The sequence below is a fragment of the Roseivivax sp. THAF197b genome (assembly GCF_009363255.1).
In the GTDB taxonomy this organism is placed as follows: Bacteria; Pseudomonadota; Alphaproteobacteria; order Rhodobacterales; family Rhodobacteraceae; genus Roseivivax.
The window spans coordinates 3,173,966-3,190,665 of the sequence record NZ_CP045318.1 but is presented as its reverse complement, the minus strand read 5'-3'; the positions used below and the strand labels follow the sequence as shown (position 1 = coordinate 3,190,665).

10 protein-coding genes are annotated in these 16,700 nt (G+C 65.2%); 4 read left to right on the top strand and 6 right to left on the bottom strand.

Annotated features, from left to right (window positions below):
- Positions 1 to 15: 15 nt before the first annotated feature.
- Positions 16 to 4,299, bottom strand: coding sequence for a translocation/assembly module TamB domain-containing protein (locus FIV09_RS15315; RefSeq protein ID WP_152451220.1), 4,284 nt, complete (start codon positions 4,297 to 4,299; stop codon positions 16 to 18).
- Entirely contained in the window at positions 4,296 to 6,110 is a 1,815-nt protein-coding gene (locus FIV09_RS15310) for an autotransporter assembly complex family protein (RefSeq protein WP_254702243.1), read from the bottom strand. Before FIV09_RS15310 ends, FIV09_RS15315 begins: the two co-directional genes overlap by 4 nt.
- A gap of 330 nt (positions 6,111 to 6,440) precedes the next feature.
- Between FIV09_RS15310 and FIV09_RS15305 the strand changes: the two genes are divergently transcribed.
- Positions 6,441 to 6,899 carry a (2Fe-2S)-binding protein gene (locus FIV09_RS15305; protein ID WP_152451218.1) on the top strand — a complete coding sequence of 153 codons (459 nt, stop codon included), beginning with the start codon at positions 6,441 to 6,443 and terminating at the stop codon, positions 6,897 to 6,899.
- A 3-nt stretch (positions 6,900 to 6,902) separates the two neighbouring features.
- Complete coding sequence (locus tag FIV09_RS15300) at positions 6,903 to 9,059, top strand: xanthine dehydrogenase family protein molybdopterin-binding subunit (protein WP_152451216.1); 2,157 nt, start codon at positions 6,903 to 6,905, stop codon at positions 9,057 to 9,059.
- Positions 9,060 to 9,133: 74 nt separating this feature from the next.
- On the opposite strand, the gene xylB is transcribed toward FIV09_RS15300, so the two are convergent.
- A complete protein-coding gene (gene xylB / locus FIV09_RS15295; RefSeq protein WP_152451214.1) occupies positions 9,134 to 10,597 on the bottom strand; it encodes a xylulokinase in 1,464 nt (487 codons plus the stop codon).
- 111 nt (positions 10,598 to 10,708) lie between these two features.
- The gene (locus FIV09_RS15290) at positions 10,709 to 12,397 is read right to left on the bottom strand and encodes an acyl-CoA dehydrogenase family protein (protein WP_152451212.1); all 1,689 of its coding nucleotides are present in this window, start codon (positions 12,395 to 12,397) and stop codon (positions 10,709 to 10,711) included.
- Positions 12,398 to 12,543: 146 nt separating this feature from the next.
- On the opposite strand from FIV09_RS15290, the gene FIV09_RS15285 reads away from it, so the two are divergent.
- On the top strand, positions 12,544 to 13,314 hold the full coding sequence (locus FIV09_RS15285; protein WP_152451210.1) for a sulfite exporter TauE/SafE family protein: 771 nt from the start codon (positions 12,544 to 12,546) through the stop codon (positions 13,312 to 13,314).
- 3 nt (positions 13,315 to 13,317) lie between these two features.
- Here FIV09_RS15285 and FIV09_RS15280 read toward each other — a convergent pair whose 3' ends face one another.
- Positions 13,318 to 13,842, bottom strand: a complete 525-nt coding sequence (locus FIV09_RS15280) for a DUF3859 domain-containing protein (RefSeq protein WP_152451208.1) — start codon at positions 13,840 to 13,842, stop codon at positions 13,318 to 13,320.
- A gap of 196 nt (positions 13,843 to 14,038) precedes the next feature.
- Positions 14,039 to 15,637 carry a phosphoenolpyruvate carboxykinase gene (locus FIV09_RS15275; RefSeq protein WP_152451206.1) on the bottom strand — a complete coding sequence of 533 codons (1,599 nt, stop codon included), beginning with the start codon at positions 15,635 to 15,637 and terminating at the stop codon, positions 14,039 to 14,041.
- A 358-nt stretch (positions 15,638 to 15,995) separates the two neighbouring features.
- Here FIV09_RS15275 and FIV09_RS15270 point away from each other — a divergent pair, with 358 nt between their 5' ends.
- A complete protein-coding gene (locus FIV09_RS15270; protein ID WP_152451204.1) occupies positions 15,996 to 16,697 on the top strand; it encodes a response regulator transcription factor in 702 nt (233 codons plus the stop codon).
- The last annotated feature ends 3 nt before the right edge of the window (positions 16,698 to 16,700 follow it).

Below are 16,700 nucleotides of genomic sequence, written 5' to 3'. Positions count from 1 at the left end.
CCGCGTCCCTACCTGTCAGTAATCCCGTTCGTAGTAGATCCCGACCCCGGTATTGCCGCTCGATGTGACGGTGCCGCGTGCGGTCACGCTGTCGGTGATGGTGAGGTTGAGATTGATCTCAGTCTCGCCTGCGGAATTAACCGTCACGTCCGTGTACGCGTTGTCGCCGATATACTTGCCGACACTGACCGCGGTCGTGCCGTCCTGACTTGTCTGCAAATCGAGGTTGTCGAGCCCGGTATTGGCGCGCAGCGTCTCCGAGATACCCGGCCCCCGGCCCGCAAGCGTGTTGATCGCGCCTGCGATCCGTAGCGCCTGAAGCGCGGAGATTTCCGACAGGTCCCGTCCGAACAGCAGAAGCGACAGGACTTCTTCCTGCGGTCGCTCCGGCGTCGATTCGAACGTCACTTCCGGTGCGGAGACTTGGCCTTCGATGATCACCCGGATCTGGGTCTCCCCGCTCTGGGTTTCGGCCACGACGCGGATGAAGGGGTTGAGGTCGCCCTGGGGGGCGATCGTCGCCTCGTCGAGTTCGATCCGCTGGCCAAGGATGCTCAGCCGACCGCGGATCAGTTCGAACCGGCCACGGGGCTGGATGTTCTGGAGCGTGCCGCCCACGGTCAGCGTGCCACCCAGCTCCGCATCGAGGCCGCGACCGCGAATGAAGATCCGCGACGGCGCGTTGACCGTCAGGTCGAGGCCGTAATTCACACCGCCGCCCCCTACGCCGCTTTGCCGCTCGGGTTCGGGCTCAAGGCCTGCGCGGAGAAGCGTCTGCCGGACGGCGCTGCTTTCACCCACATGGGTCACCGGGAAGCCGAGCGCGGTCGCACCGCTGCCCGAGGGCACGCGCACCTCGGTCTCGCCGAGGGTCACATCGCCGCTCAGCACCGCGGTCGAGGCCAAGGGCCCTGCGAGCGACATCTGCCCGTCGATCGTGGTCTGGAACAGCCCCGGATCGGCAATGACCACATCGTTGAGCGCAATCGCCAGATCGCCATTGAAGGGCGCGGACAGGGCCACCGGTCCCGACACCCGCAGATTGCCGCCGGTATCGACGTTGCCGGTCAGCTCGATCTGCGCCTGCGCGCCATTGAGCCCGATTTGCGCGTTTATCCCGGTCAGGGCGATGCCTTGGGACGGTAGGGTGAATTGCGCGCCTTGGCTCGTGATCTGGCCAGTGACCGCTTCGAGCCCGGGTACGCCGTTCACCGCGAGATCGAAATTGGCGATGCCACCGATGAGATTCGGCTCGAGGAACGGATTGGCAAGGCCAAGCGGGGCGGAGCCATTCACGTCGAGATTCACGGTCGAGGCGTCGCCTGCGACATTGCCCTCCACGCTGGCCCGTGTGCCGCCGGGCGCGGTCAGATCGGCGTCGATGCGCCAGTTGTCGCCTTGTCCGACCGCGTTGCCCTCGACCGTCGCGGGGCCGTTGAACTCGGGCACGAAGAGCCCGATATCGGCAAGCCGTGCCGCATAGACGATCTGGCTGCCATCGTTGCCATAGGTGCCGTTGGCCTGCGCGTCGAGCTGCGGCGTGTCGAGTTCGAAATCCTCGATCACGAAGTTGCCCGTATCGGTCCGGCCGCCGCGGAAGGTCACATCCGTCAGGCCCCCGCGCAGCAATTGGTCCACCGCTGCGATCCCGGTCGACAGGGCCGCGGCCTCCGCATCGAGGGACACATCCGCCGCGCCTGATGTCAGGTCGTATGATCCATTCGCGGTCGCATCGATTGACCCGCTGAGCGCCTGACCGATGAGCGCCGCATAAGCGCCCAGCGTGTTGACGCTGAGCGCCACATCGCCCGACACCGATTGCGGCATCAGTTCCTGTACGATTGCGACGGCATCCACATCCGCAGACAGGCCGCCCGGGCCTGTCGCGTCGAGGGTAATGTCCCAATCATCGCCGCTTTGCGTTGTGGCCCCGGTAATGCGCGCGCCGCCCGACATGGAACTGACGACATCGCCGAGATCGCTGAGACGGATATCGAAATTCGCCGCACTGTCATCGGGCAGGTAGCGCCCGTCCGCATCCACCGCGATCCGTTCGCCCACCACGTCGAGCAGTCGCAGGAGGAAGCCTTCCTCGGTCTTGGCACCATCGATCTCGAACTCCGTGCGTCCGGCAAGCAGGCGATCGGCTTCGGCAATCCCCGTGACCGGATCGCGGACGCTGCCCGTGGCGGCAATGCTGGCGGTGGCGAGGCTCAGATCGGCGCTGCCTTCCGCATTGACGCTGATCGCGCCGCCAAGCGGGCGTTGTGCGATATCCGAATAGACCGACAGGTCCTCGACATCGGCTGAAAGCGTGCCGCCCACGGCTTGAAGCTGCCCTTCGATCAGTTGCAGTGCCGCATCGACCACCGCGCGGGTGCGTCCCGGCCCGGTGATGTCACCGACGATCTGCCAGTCATCGCCTTCGTTCCGGGCCGTGCCGTCGAAGGTCAGAGCACCCGACAGCTCCGGCAGGATTTCGGAGATTTCCGCCACGGACAGGTCGATCTCTGCATTGCCGGTGCCACCGCCCAGGCGACCCGAGGCGGCCAGTTGCGCTTCGGGCGCATCGACGGTGAGGCTGCGCAGCAGAATACCCGCGCCATCGCGGCGCGCGCTCAGCGCAAGCTCCGTCGCGCCGTCAAGCAGGCGGTCCGCCTCGGCGATGCCGGTGACGAGGTCGCGCACCGTGCCTGTGATCTCGGCATCGAACGCGCCCGACAGGGGCTCGACCCGGCCCGAAACGCGCGCATCTGCTCCGCCCGACAATTCGCGGCCCGCAAGTGCGGAGAACCGTGCGATATCAGCCGTTTCGACTTGCACATCCCCTTCGATGGCGAGGTTCAGATCGTTGGTGATCCCGCCGATCTCGAGCGCGCCGTCGATGGCGACGCCCGCCCCGTCGAGGTCGATCTCGGACAGGCGTAGCGCTTCGCCTTCCTGGAAGGAGAATGCGATCAGGCCTTCGAGACGGCCGCCCACCGCTTCGGCGAGGGCGGGATCGGCGAAGGCCAGTGCCTCGCCCGCAAGATCGACGCGCCCCTCAACGCGGCCAATGGCATTCCCGGTGCCGCGAATGAGCGTGCCGGAGCCGTTCAGGCGAAACTGATCCGCCGACAGCGTTGGTTGTTCGAATTCCACGACGGACAGCTCCGCCGTCCAGCCGTCACCCTGTTCGGCATCGTAGCGTACGTTCAGATCGGCGCTTTCCATGCGGGTCGGCGCGCCCGGAATGGGCAGCTGGATCGGCCCGCCATCGACGCCGCCGATGCGCCCTGTCAGGCGGATCCGCTCGGGCCATTTGTCGGGACCCAAGGCCAGATCGCCGTTGAGCTGGATTGCATCGCTGTCGAGCGCTAGCGTGTCGATGGTCAGCTCCCCGGTGGCCAGGCTTTGTCCAGCCACGTCGAGGCTGAGATTCTCCCCGAAGAATTCGCGGTTTTCCGGGGTCAGAAGGGGACGAATATCACCCGCGATCTGCGCGTTGAACCCGGTGCCGGGCGTGTCGCCCTCCAGCGCCAGAACCTCGACCTGGCCGGTGATGCGCTCCTCGCCGTCGGTGGCCAGGACGATATCGGCGGTGAAATCGGACAGAGGGCCTTCGCCTTCGACGGAGACCGCAACGGGAGGCTCGCCTGGCAGATTGATCAGCTTGGCCGCGATGCCGCCTTCGGGCTCTTCGAGCGACAGATCGAGCGACAGAACGCCGGTTTCGTTCAGGAACGAGCCCACGAGATTGAGGGAGCCGCCGCGATCCAGCCGTTCAACCGCGATATCTACGTCACCTTCGCCCCCTTCGAGGCTTGCGGAGCCTTCGAGCGAAATGACCGCCTCTTCGCCCAGAAGCGGCGCGCCCAGAACGACGCGTTCGGCGGCGATGCGGCCCACCTGCACCGACACGGGCAGTTCGGGCAGCGAAAAGGGCTGCGCTTCGGCATCGGGCAACTCCGCGTCGGCCTCTCCGCCGCCGCCCGGCAGGCGGGGGACGAGGATTTCGTCCGCGACGAGTTCGTTCACCGACACCCTTCCGCGCAGAAGAGCCGCGCGGTTCCAGTCCAGCACGACGCCCCGCAGGGTCAGCCAGACGCCATCGGCATCGGCGATGGTCAGCGCTTCGAGCCGCGCTTCGGAGCTGAGCGCGCCTTCGAACCCCACCACGTCGACCTGGAAGCCCTCGCCCGAGAGGTTGTCCTCGATCAGCGCTTCGAGACGGCCGCGATCGTCATCCTGTGCGGGCGCTGGGCCCGGCAGCGTCAGGGCGAGACTTGCGGCGATGCTGGCGGCGGTCAGATGTCTCAAAAGGCTTGTCCGATTCCGATGTAGATTTGAATGCCGTCGCTCGTCTCGCCGCCCACGGGGGTGGCGATATCGAAGCGGATCGGGCCAATGCCCGTCTGGTAACGCACGCCCAGGCCTGCGCCCGAATGCCATTCGCCCGAGCCGTCATAGAAGCTTTCGGCGCCGATATAGCCCGCGTCGTAGAAGGCCACGACGCCGATGGAATCGGTCACGTCCTGGCGCAATTCGCTCGACAGGCCGAGGAAGCTGCGCCCCCCGATCTCGTCGCCATTGCCCAGATCGACCGCGAGCGATTGATAGGGCTGGCCGCGCACCGTACCGCCGCCGCCCGAGGTATAGAGAAAGTCGGGCGGGGCGCTTTCCTCATCCGGCCCCACGACGGAGCCGAGCTGGAGCCGGAATGCCGCGACGGTCGGATCGCCCTTGCCGAAACCCAGATAGGCGCGCGCATCGAAGTCGAATTTCATGCCGCTCTCGGTGCCGGTAAGGCCGTAGAACGGCGTGGCAGTGGCGGTTGCGAAATAGCCCTGGCGTGGGTTCAGCTCGTCCGAGCGGACGTCATAGGTCAGGGTCGCGGGAAGCGTGAGCAGCAGGAACTCGCGATTGCCGAGGTCGTCTTCGGTTTCCGAATAGGACAGGCCCAGGCCCAGCTCGGCCGTGTATCGGTCGTTGAGGATGCGGGTCACGCCGACCTCGACCTCGGCGCGGTTCGAAATGTAGGTCGGCTCGTCCTCGCGCGACAGCGAGCCAAGCAGGTAGCCATCCGTATCGGCGCCGTAGATTGCCGGGATATCGAGACGGGCCGAGACACCGTAATCGATGCCGCTTTCCGCCGTGCCGATATTGGAGACCGATCCATCGAAGCGCAGACGTTCGGCCCCGCCGAAGATGTTGCGGTGCAGCCAGAACGCCGTGAAGCCCACCCCTTCCAGCGTGGAATATTCCGCACCGAAGCCGATCCGGCGGGGTTTGCGATCACTGACCTCGAGGCGCATGTCCATGGTGCCGTCGGGATTGACCGTCTCCGCTTCGCTGAGCGTGACCGCCGAGAAGGCGCCCGTGGCGCGCAACCGGCCGGTGACGGTCTGCACATCGTCGGGATCGAACCGCTCGCCCGAGGGGAAGCCCGCGATCCGACGCAGCGCCGATTGCCGCACGGCGCTGTCCGACGCGATGATCATGTCGCCGAAGCGCACGCGCGGGCCCTGATCGACGCCGATCCGCACCGAGAGTTCGGCCACATCGTGATAGGCGATGGCCTCCTCCGAGACGGTGCGGGCCTTGGCATAGCCGTCCTGGCGCCAGCCCTCGATCGTCGCGGAGACGGCGTTGCGCACCACTGCGGTCTCGGCGACCGCACCGGGGGTGAAGCCCTCGGGCAGTTCGGTGTCGCTGTTCACGGGCGCGATGGAGGCCTCCCGGAAGGTGAACCGCGGACCGGTCTCGACCCGGATCACGGCGCGTCCGAAGGCGTCGGGCAGGGCCAGAAGCTCTATGTCCGAGACCTCGCGCCCGTCCAGCATCACCGACACGACGCCGCTGTAATAGCCACGATCATAAAGCACGCCGAGCGCGTTGGAATAATCCGACAGGGCGGCGGCGGCGACTTCCTGCGGCGTCTCCAGCCCCTCGACATCGCCCGCAACCAGCGATGAGGCCGCCTCAAGCGCTGCCGCGATTTCTTCTTCGTCGGCCTCCGACGCGGCGTCGACGCGAATGTCGATATCGTTCAACGCGAAAGCGGGCAGGGAAAGCGCGGTGGAACTCACAAGGCCCCAGAGCATGCCGGGAATAATACGTCTGGGATACAAGTAAGGTCTCCTCCCGTGGACAATCCGTCCGAAATCCTCGCATACCCTAGCGCCCGGACACAAAAGCTTCCACCGTCCCGGCACCCTGGCCACACGGAAAAGTGTGGATGGCGGTTATGATCGCGCCATCCAGCGGACGCGGAGGGGCGACGGTTGTGCTATGCTGCACGCGACCGCTTCGGAAATGCAGACCTTGCGCGGCCAGAAAAGGCATGGAAGCCCGCGGGCGTCGCATTAGGTGCCCGAACATCAGCAGATTCACTTGGTTCGGGACAGACGAGACGTGCGCTCGCGCGGCGTCCTCCCGACCCTCTCAGCAAGGAGAATGACATGGCAAGCTTCACGGTGAACGGGAAATCGGTGACGCTCGACGTCGATGATGACACGCCGCTTCTTTGGGCGCTGCGCGACGAGCTGCGTCTGACGGGTACGAAGTTCGGCTGCGGGATCGCGCAATGCGGCGCCTGCACGGTCATGCTCGACGGGGCGCCGGTGCGATCCTGCCAGACACAGGTCGGCACGCTGGACGGTGCCGAGATCACCACGATCGAGGGGCTCGACGGGCCCGAGGCGAAGGCGGTGCAGGATGCCTGGACCGCGATCGACGTGCCGCAATGCGGCTGGTGCCAGTCGGGCCAGGTGATGAGCGCGACAGCCCTTCTGCGCGACACGCCGAAGCCGTCGGATGCCGATATCGACAACGCGATGTGGGGCAATGTCTGCCGCTGCGCGACCTATACCCGCATCCGCGCCGCAATCCACGACGCCGCCGACACGCTGGAGGGCTGAGCCATGAACACCCAAACCCGCCGTCAATTCCTGGCCTCCTCCGCGGGCCTCGTGATCGGCCTGACGCTGCCGATGAAGGGCCGCGCGCAATCGGGCGCCGCCGCCGTCATGACGACCGGAGAGGCCGCAGAGGGCACCTTCGCCCCCAACGCCTTCGTGCGTGTGGCTCCCGACAACACCGTGACCTTCATCTGCAAGCATATCGAGTTCGGGCAGGGGCCCTATACGGGCCTTGCCACGCTCGTCGCCGAAGAGATGGATGCGAGCTGGGACCAGATGCGCGTCGAAAGCGCGCCTGCCAATAACGAGCTCTACAAGAACCTCTTCTTCGGTCTTCAGGGCACGGGTGGTTCGACCGCCATGGCCAATAGCTGGATGCAGATGCGCCAGGCGGGGGCCGCCGCGCGCGCCATGCTCGTCGCCGCCGCAGCCGAGGAATGGGGCGTCGATGCGTCGGGCATCACCGTGGCGCAGGGCGTTCTCAGCCACGAGGCATCGGGACAGACCGCGACCTTCGGCGATCTCGCCGAGGCTGCCGCGCGACAGGACGTGCCGGTGGAGCCTGCGGTCAAGAACCCCTCGGAATTCACCTACATCGGCACGGACATGCCCAAGGTCGACAGTCGGGCGAAATCGACCGGCACCGCGACCTTCACGATGGATGTCTATCGCGAGGGCATGGAATACGTCGTGGTGCGCCACCCGGACGTGATGGGGGCCAAGGTCGCCAGTTTCGATGCGACCGAGGCCGAGAAGGTGCGCGGTGTCACGGCCGTACGCCAGATCCCGCAAGGTGTGGCGGTCTACGCCACCTCCACCGCCGCGGCGATCAAGGGACGCAATGCGCTTTCCGTCGAATGGGACATGTCGGAGGCGGAGACGCGCAGTTCTGCCGAGATCCTGCAAACCTTTCGCGATGCCGCACAATCGCCGGGCCTCGTCGTCGAGGAGACGGGCGACAGCGCCTCAGCCATCGACGGCGCCGAGACGATGCACGAGGCGGAGTTCAGCTTCCCCTATCTCGCCCATGCCACGCTCGAGCCCATGGATGCCGTCCTGGAAGTCCGCGACGGCGCGGCGGAGATCTGGATGGGTGCGCAATTCCCGGGCTTCGACAAGGGCGCGGTGGTGCAGACGCTGGGCCTTGATGCCGAAAACGTCACGATGAACGTCATGTATGCCGGTGGCTCTTTCGGACGCCGTGCGCAGACCATCCCTCAGATCGGCTCCGAGATCGCCGAAATCGCAAAGGCAGCAGGCGGCGATGGCGCCTGGAAGCTGATCTGGACCCGCGAAGACGACATGACCGGCGGCTTCTACCGTCCGATGACCGTGCACAAGCTGCGCGGCGGGCTCGATGCCGAGGGCAATATCGTCGGCTGGGAAAACCGGATCGTGAACCAGTCGATCATCAACGGCACCATGCTCGATCAGGGCAACCCGGAGGATCCCACCTCCTATGAAGGATCGACCAAGATGCCCTATGACCTGCCCAACCTGACGGTCGATTGGGTGAAGATGGAAACCGGCGTGCCCGTTCTGTGGTGGCGCTCGGTCGGCCATACCCACACCGCCTACGCGACCGAGGTCTTCCTCGACGAGCTTCTCGAAAAGGCAGGCAAGGATGCCGTTCAGGGCCGTCTCGATCTTCTCAAGGACGATGCCGGTCGCGACCGCGCCGTGCTGGAGCGCGTGGCCGAGATGGCCGGTTGGGACGGTGAACGGGTGAAGGGCGACCGTGCCTACGGGGTCGCGCTGCACGAATCCTTCTCGACCTATTGCGCGATGATCGCGGAAGTCTCCGACGATCGCGGCGAGCCGCGCGTGCACAAGGTCTGGGTCGCGGTCGATTGCGGCATCGCGGTCAATCCGAACGTCATCCGCGCGCAAATCGAGGGCGGTCTGGGCTACGGCCTTGGCTCCGCGCTTTTCAACACGCTGACGCTGGGCGAAGGCGGGGTCGTAGAGGAGCGCAACTTCGACACATACCGGATGCTGCGGATCACCGAGATGCCGGAGGTCGAGGTGGCGATCATCGCCTCCGATGCCGATCCCACGGGTATCGGCGAGCCGGGCACCCCGCCCATCGCGCCTGCCGTGGCCAATGCCTGGCGCGCGCTCAAGGGTGAGGCGCCGCGGGATCTGCCGATGGTGTCGTGACGCGAAACTAACGCTGTTTCGGGAAACGCCGGTCCTCTTTCGGACCGGCGTTTTTCATTGGAGGGTCGGGCCACTCAATACGCCATCCGGCTGACCGGCTTCAGCGCCTGATAGAGCGCGCGATAGGCGTCGAGCCGGGGCGCGAGCCGCGCCGCACCGGCCTCGGACGGGGTGAACCGTGCGATCACCTCGGGACGGCGGACCAGTGTCTCCATCGCTCCCGCGCCCGCAGCCGAGGCACCGAGCAAGGCCGCGCCGTAGGCAGGACCGATCTCGGCCTTCTCACCCCGCTCCAGCGTCAGCCCGGTCGCATCGGCGATGGTCTGCAGGAGCAGATCGCTGCGCGCCCCGCCGCCCAGCGTCAGCATGGCGTCGGGCAGGGGCGTGGCGCTGGCGATGGCGTCCGTCGCATCTGCAAGGCTCATGGCGATCGCATCCAGCACGGCACGCATCATCTCGGCACGACCCGTGCCATTCGCGAGCCCGTAGAAGCCTGCGCGGATGTCGGTGTCGCCATGCGGCGTGCGCTCGCCCGTGAGATAGGGCAGAAACAGCGGCAGCCGGTCGACCGACACAGCGGCCGCCTCGTCCAAAAGCGTCGCGATGGGCGCCTGCGCGACATCGGCAAACCAGCTCATGGGCCGTGCACCGTTCAGGATGGCGGCCATCTGGAACCAGAGACCCGGCACCGTGTGGGCAAAGGAATGCACGCCTGCCTCGGGGGCCGCGCGGTAGGTGGTGGTCGGCAGGAAGACCTGGCCCGACGTGCCGAGCGAGATGAAGCCCATCCCTTCGCGGATCGCACCGATGGCGACCGCGCCTGCCGCAGCATCACCGGCCCCAGCTGCGACGGACACGCCTGCGGGCAGGCCAAGCGCCTGCGCCGCCTCGGGCGTCAACGCACCCGCGATCTCGTTGCCCGCGCGCAACTCCGGCAGCCAGCGAATATCGGTATCGGTCGCAGCACAAAGCGCCTTCGACCAGGTCCCCTTCGCCTGATCGAACCAGAACGTGCCGGCGGCATCAGAGGGATCCGTGACGAGCCCGCCATGCAGCCGCATCCCGATCCAGTCCTTCGGAAGCAGCACATGCGCGATGCGGGCATGGGCGGCGGGTTCGTGCTGCGCGAGCCATTTGAGTTTCGGCGCGGTAAACCCGGCCATCGGGCGCACGCCCGCGATTTCGGCAAGGCCCGCATCCTGGGCTGCGATCTCCGCGCATTGAGCCTCGGACCGGCCATCATTCCACAGGATTGCGGGGCGGATCACCTCGCGTGCGGAATCGAGAAGCACCGCGCCATGCATCTGCCCCGAAAGGCCGATGCCCTCGATCTTGTCCGCCGCACCGGGATGCGCCTCCAGAACCTCGCGCGTGGCGGAGACGACGGCACGCCACCAATCTTCGGGCGTCTGCTCGGACCAACCGGGCTGCGGATGGGAAATCGAAAGGGGCGCGGTCGCATCGCCCAGGACGCGGGTGCCCGCGTCGATCAGGCAGACCTTGACGCCGGATGTGCCGATATCGATCCCGAGAAACATCGCAAGCTCCCTTTGCCTGTGCCGGAACCTGCAACGGGGACGCTGGAAAGAAAAGGCCCTGACCGGTCAAACGCCGATCAGGGCCGAATATTGCGCGCCTTGGAGGGGCGGTTACCCCAGCAGGCGCCGCGCGATGACCTGCGCCTGAATTTCGCCCGCACCCTCGAAGATGTTGAGAATGCGCGCATCGCAGAGGATGCGGCTCACGGGATATTCCAGCGCGAAGCCGTTGCCGCCATGGATCTGCAGCGCGTTGTCCGCTGCGGCCCAAGCGACGCGGGCGCCCAGAAGCTTGGCCATGCCCGCCTCGATGTCGCAACGGCGGCCCTGATCCTTTTCGCGGGCGGAGAAATAGGTGAGCTGACGCGCCACCATGATCTCAACGGCCATCATGGCGAGCTTTGAGGCCACACGCGGGAACTCGACGATGGAGCGGCCGAATTGCTTGCGGTCCTCGGCATATTTCATGCCCACGTCGAGCGCGTTCTGCGCAACCCCGATGGCCCGTGCGGCGGTCTGGATGCGGGCGCTTTCAAAGGTCTCCATAAGCTGCTTGAAGCCCTTGCCCTCTTCGCCGCCCAGAAGGTTCTCGCCCTTCACTTTGAAGTCGTCGAAATTGACGGTGTATTCCTTCATCCCGCGATAGCCGAGCACTTCGATCTCACCACCCGAAATGCCGGGATCCTGCCAGGGCGCCTCGTCCGTGCCGGGCGTCTTCTCCGCCAGGAACATCGACAGGCCCTTGTAATTGTCCGTCCCCGGCACCGAGCGCGCGAGCACGGTCATCACATGAGTGCGCGCGGCATGGGTGATCCAGGTCTTGTTGCCGTTCAGGATCCAATCGCCATTCTCGTCCTTGGTGGCCTTCGTGCGCAGCGAACCCAGGTCAGAGCCGGTATTCGGTTCGGTGAAGACGGCGGTCGGCAGGATTTCACCCGAGGCGAGCCCAGGCAGCCACTTTTCCTTCTGCTCAGGCGTGCCGCCCGCGATCACCAGTTCCGCCGCGATCTCGGAGCGGGTGCCGAGTGATCCGACACCGATATAGCCGCGCGACAGCTCCTCGGAGACGACGCACATCGACGCTTTCGACATGCCAAGGCCGCCGAATTCCTCGGGGATGGTCAGGCCGAAGACGCCCATTTCGGACAGCTCCTCGATGATCTCCATCGGGATGAGCTCGTCCTTGAGGTGCCATTCATGGGCGTGAGGCGCGACCTTGTCGGCGGCGTAGCGCGCGAATTGTTCGCGGATCATCTCCAGTTCTTCATCGAGGCCCGAGCGGCCCACCGTAATTTCGGCGGAACGTTCGCGCATCAGCTCGACCAGACGCATCCGGGCAGCGGCGGTGTTGCCCTCGGCCATCAGGGACTGAATGGCGGGCTCCTGGAAGGAGGCGAGCGCGGTCCAGCCCAGGCCCAGCTCGGCCAGGCGGAAGACCTCGCCCTGGTTCATCGGGATGCCGCCCGCGATCTGGTGCAGGTACTCGCCGAAGGCGATCTGGTGCAGAAGCTGCTCGACCTCGCCGAAATTGCCTTCCGATTGCAGCGCTTCGGCCCAGCGCTGCATCTCGCGTAGCGCCTCCACGTAGGTGGCGAGCCAGGCAAAGCCGTGTGCGGCGGTCTGGTCGCGGTCGATCAGCGCGCCCGAAACGCGGCCGTCTTCGCTGACCCGTGCGGCCAGCGCTTCCTTCGCGAGGTCCCGAACCGCCTCGGCGGCGGGAACGGCAGCCTTGGTGAGCGCGAGGAGGTCGGGCAGTACCGCGCTGCCGGTGAGTGTCAGGTCCTGACCGTCATGTGCCATGAATCACGTCCTTTTTCCGCTTGACCTTCGCATAGCGTCTTCGCACCTGCAGCGCAACATTCATACGCAAGAATATGCGAAAAGATACGAATATTGCGCGACGCTTTGTGCTGGCCCTTCGCTAGGTGTTTGATATCAGGGCAGGCATGGAAATGCTCGTTGACCTTTTGACGCCCCTGCAATGGGCGGGCGCCATCGCGATCACGCTGCTTGCGGGTTTCGTGAAGGGCGTGGTGGGCTTCGCCATGCCGATGATCATGATTTCCGGGCTCGGCTCGGTCGTGACGCCGGAACTGGCGCTGGCAGCGCTGATCCTGCCGACGCTGGCCACCAACGGGATGCAGGCGCTGCGGCAGGGGCCGCAGGCGGCGCTGGGCTCGGCCCGGCGGTTCCGCACCTTCCTGATCGTGGGCGCTGTCATGCTGTTCCTGTCCGCCCAATTGGTCGCGATCCTGTCCGTGAACGCGATGTTCGCCCTCATCGGCGTGCCGATCGTGCTGTTCGCGGTGGCGCAGATCGCGGGCTGGAACGGCACGCTGCCTGCGGGGCCGTCTAAGCGGCTCGAGATCGGGATTGCCGCCTTTGCCGGGTTCATCGGCGGGCTGTCGGGGGTCTGGGGGCCGCCAGTCGTGGCGTATCTCACCGCACTCGGAACCGAAAAGCGCGAACAGATGCGCATTCAGGGCGTGATCTACGGGCTGGGCGCGCTGGCGTTGACCGTGGCGCATGTGGGGTCGGGCGTGCTGAACACGGCGACGGTCTGGCTGTCGCTCGCGATGATCCCGCCTGCCATCCTCGGCATGTGGCTGGGCGGGCAGGTGCAGGACCGGATCGACCAGCGGGCGTTCAAGCGCGCCACGCTCTGGGTGCTGCTGATCGCGGGATTGAACTTGGTGCGGCGGGCCTATTTCGCCTGAGTGTCAGGAGAGGGGCATGCCCTCGCAGGCCGCCGCGATATCGGGTGCCATGCTGCGCGGCACGACCGTGAAACGCGCCTCGTAAAGCACCTCATCGTCGCGAATGGCCCGGAAGATCCATTCGCCCGTGACCCGCTCCTCGGGCATGTCGAACGTGTAGGCGTTGATCGAGGTCGACACCCCGCCGAGATCGGTCACATAGGCCTGTTCCTCCACACCGCTGTCGAGGAAGGGCGGATGCGTCAGGGTCAGCAGCACATCATCATAAAGCTGCCCGTCCAGCGCGTTCGACTTGATGCCGAAGCTGACATTCGGAACCGCCGGGACGACATCGGTGCGCCATTGAAAGTCGGGGATGTCCTCGAAGAGCTCGATCTTGCCCGCAGCCGTGCCAGGGGCTTCGATTTCGCCGATGGAAGGCACGTCGCAGAACACGCCCTGTTCCAGAGCGAGCTTGCTCGGATCATAGGTCAGTGCGTCGGCAAAGGCGGGGCCGCAGGTGGCGAGGAGGGCAATGAGGCTACGCATGGCCCACAGGGTGCGCTCCGTGGCGGGGAAGTCAATTAAACGGTGAACGAAAGGTTAACGTGGGCGGGGATCGGCCGCGGTGCCTGATTGATCCGACCCATCGCGTGCAGGGGCGCTGCTCGGGATGCGGCGGGCTCATGAAAAAGCCCCGGACGTTTGACACGACCGGGGCCTTCCAAGTCTCGAAACGGATGCCTCAGCCGATTGCGACGGCTTTCACGTCCTCGTCGATGAAGGGCAGGTATTGCTCGAAATTGTCGGCGAACATCTTCACCAGCTTTTCGGCCTGCGCGTCATAGGCGTCCTTGTCGTCCCAGGTGCGGCGCGGGTTCAGCAGCAGCTCCGCCACGCCTTCGACATTCACCGGAACTTCGAAGCCGAAATTCGGATCCTTGCGGAATTCCGCGCCCGACAGACGCCCTTCGAGGGCCGCGGAGAGCAGCGAGCGCGTGGCGCGGATCGGCATGCGCGAACCCTGGCCGTAGGCGCCGCCGGTCCAGCCGGTATTCACGAGCCAGCAGGTCGCGCCGTGCTTGGCGATCTTGTCGCGCAGAAGGTTGCCGTAGACCTCGGGGCGGCGCGGCATGAAGGGGGCGCCGAAGCACGTGGAGAAGGTGGGCTGCGGTTCGGTCACGCCCCGCTCGGTGCCCGCGACCTTGGCGGTGAAGCCCGACAGGAAGTGATACATCGCCTGCGCGGGCGTCAGCCGTGCGATCGGCGGCAGGACACCAAAGGCGTCGCAGGTCAGCATGATGATGTTCTTCGGATGCCCGCCCAGCGCTGTCTTCGACGCGTTGGAGATATATTCCAGCGGGTAGGCGCAGCGCATGTTCGCCGTCAGGCTGTCATCGTCGAAATCGAGCTCCAGCGTCTCTTCGTCGAAGACCATGTTCTCGATCACCGTGCCGAATTTTTCGGTCGTGGCGTAGATCTCGGGCTCGGCCTCTTCGGAGAGGTTGATGGTCTTGGCGTAGCAGCCGCCTTCGAAGTTGAAGGTGCCGCGCTCGGACCAGCCATGTTCGTCGTCGCCGATCAGGACCCGGTCGGGATCGGCCGACAGCGTCGTCTTGCCGGTGCCCGACAGGCCGAAGAACACGGCGGTATCGACCGGGTTGCCCTTGGCGTGGTTGGCCGAGCAATGCATCGGCATGACGCCCTTTTCGGGCAGCATGAAGTTCAGCAGGGTGAAAACCGATTTCTTGTTCTCGCCCGCATATTCGGTGTTGGCGATCAGGATCAGCTTCTTGTCGAAGTTGAGTGCGATCACCGTCTCCGAGCGGCAGCCATGCTTGGCCGGGTCGGCCTTGAAGGTCGGGCAGTTGATGATGGTGAAATCGGCGGTGAAATCATCGAGGCTTTCGCGGTCGGGGCGACGCAGCATGTGGCGGATGAAGAGGCCATGCCAGGCCAGCTCCGTGATGACGCGCACGTTCAGCTGATGCGTCGGATCGGCGCCGCCGAAAAGGTCCTGCACGAAGTAATCGCCGCCCTTCATGTGCTCCAGCATGTCGGCATGCAGGGCATCGAAGGCGTCGGGCGTCATCTCGGCGTTGTTTTCCCACCAGATGTTGTCCGCGACCGACGGCGTTTTCACGACGTGCTTGTCCTTGGGGGAGCGGCCCGTGAAATTGCCGGTGGTCACGAGGAAGGCGCCGCCCTTGCCGAGCGTGCCTTCGTCGCGGCGCAGGGCCGCATCGATCAGCGCAGGCTCGATCTGGTTGTAATAGACATTGCCGAGCCCTTCGATCCCCTGGTCTTCAAGGCGGAAGTTTGGATTTACCCGTCCGGATGTCATATCTCTGGCTCCTCCGCGGATGCGCGGTCTGGTGCAAATAATAGGTCAGCGCGGTCCAAGTGCGGGCGCGGTGAGCCTGCGTCGACGACAGCAAGCCTATCGGGCATAGCATGCGTTTTTTGCGTCCGGCCAGTGCCCAAACTCGTCGTTAGCGCAATCAGGCGCAGGTTAGCGCAATCATATTGCGCGGTCGGCAAGGTCGCGCGGGCCGACCGTGACGATTAAGCCGCTGGTTACGAAAAATGCGGCTTATTAGAGGCGGTGTCCGAAGTGATTCGCAGATTGGAATTGTCGCAATCGCGAAAAACCCGCATATTGAGGAAAAAATTATAACATGAGCAGTATGAGGACACCTCCCATGAACAGAATCGCTCTTGTGGACGATGACCGGAACATTCTGACCTCGGTGTCGATGACACTGGAGGCGGAAGGTTTCGAGGTCGAGACATATAATGACGGGCAGGCCGCGCTCGACGCCTTCAACAAGAAGTTGCCGGATATGGCCGTGTTCGACATCAAGATGCCGCGGATGGATGGCATGGATCTGCTGCAGCGGGTGCGCCAGAAATCCAAGATGCCGGTGATTTTCCTGACCTCCAAGGATGATGAGATCGACGAGGTTCTGGGCCTGCGCATGGGCGCGGACGATTACGTCAAGAAGCCGTTCTCGCAGCGCCTGCTGGTCGAACGTATCCGCGCGCTTCTGCGCCGCCAGGAAGCGGTCGCCACCAACGAGGTGGGCGATACCGAAGAGACGAAGCTGATGACGCGCGGCTCGCTCACGATGGATCCGCTGCGCCACTCGGTGACCTGGAAGGGCCGGGATGTCTCGTTGACGGTGACGGAATTCCTGCTGCTCCAGGCGCTTGCGCAGCGGCCGGGCTTCGTGAAATCGCGCGACCAGCTGATGGACGTGGCGTATGACGATCAGGTCTATGTCGACGACCGCACGATCGACAGCCACATCAAGCGGCTGCGCAAGAAGATGCGCTCGGTCGATGATGATTTCTCGGCGATCGAGACGTTGTACGGCATCGGATATCGCTACAACGAAGAGTGATGC

What these genes read in the sequence shown, in the direction of transcription:
- FIV09_RS15305 (WP_152451218.1), top strand. Translation starts at nt 6,441, where the DNA reads ATGGCAAGCTTCACGGTGAACGGGAAATCGGTGACGCTCGACGTCGAT.
- FIV09_RS15300 (WP_152451216.1), top strand. Translation starts at nt 6,903, where the DNA reads ATGAACACCCAAACCCGCCGTCAATTCCTGGCCTCCTCCGCGGGCCTC.
- xylB (WP_152451214.1), bottom strand. Translation starts at nt 10,597, where the DNA reads ATGTTTCTCGGGATCGATATCGGCACATCCGGCGTCAAGGTCTGCCTG.
- FIV09_RS15290 (WP_152451212.1), bottom strand. Translation starts at nt 12,397, where the DNA reads ATGGCACATGACGGTCAGGACCTGACACTCACCGGCAGCGCGGTACTG.
- FIV09_RS15285 (WP_152451210.1), top strand. Translation starts at nt 12,544, where the DNA reads ATGGAAATGCTCGTTGACCTTTTGACGCCCCTGCAATGGGCGGGCGCC.
- FIV09_RS15280 (WP_152451208.1), bottom strand. Translation starts at nt 13,842, where the DNA reads ATGCGTAGCCTCATTGCCCTCCTCGCCACCTGCGGCCCCGCCTTTGCC.
- FIV09_RS15275 (WP_152451206.1), bottom strand. Translation starts at nt 15,637, where the DNA reads ATGACATCCGGACGGGTAAATCCAAACTTCCGCCTTGAAGACCAGGGG.
- FIV09_RS15270 (WP_152451204.1), top strand. Translation starts at nt 15,996, where the DNA reads ATGAACAGAATCGCTCTTGTGGACGATGACCGGAACATTCTGACCTCG.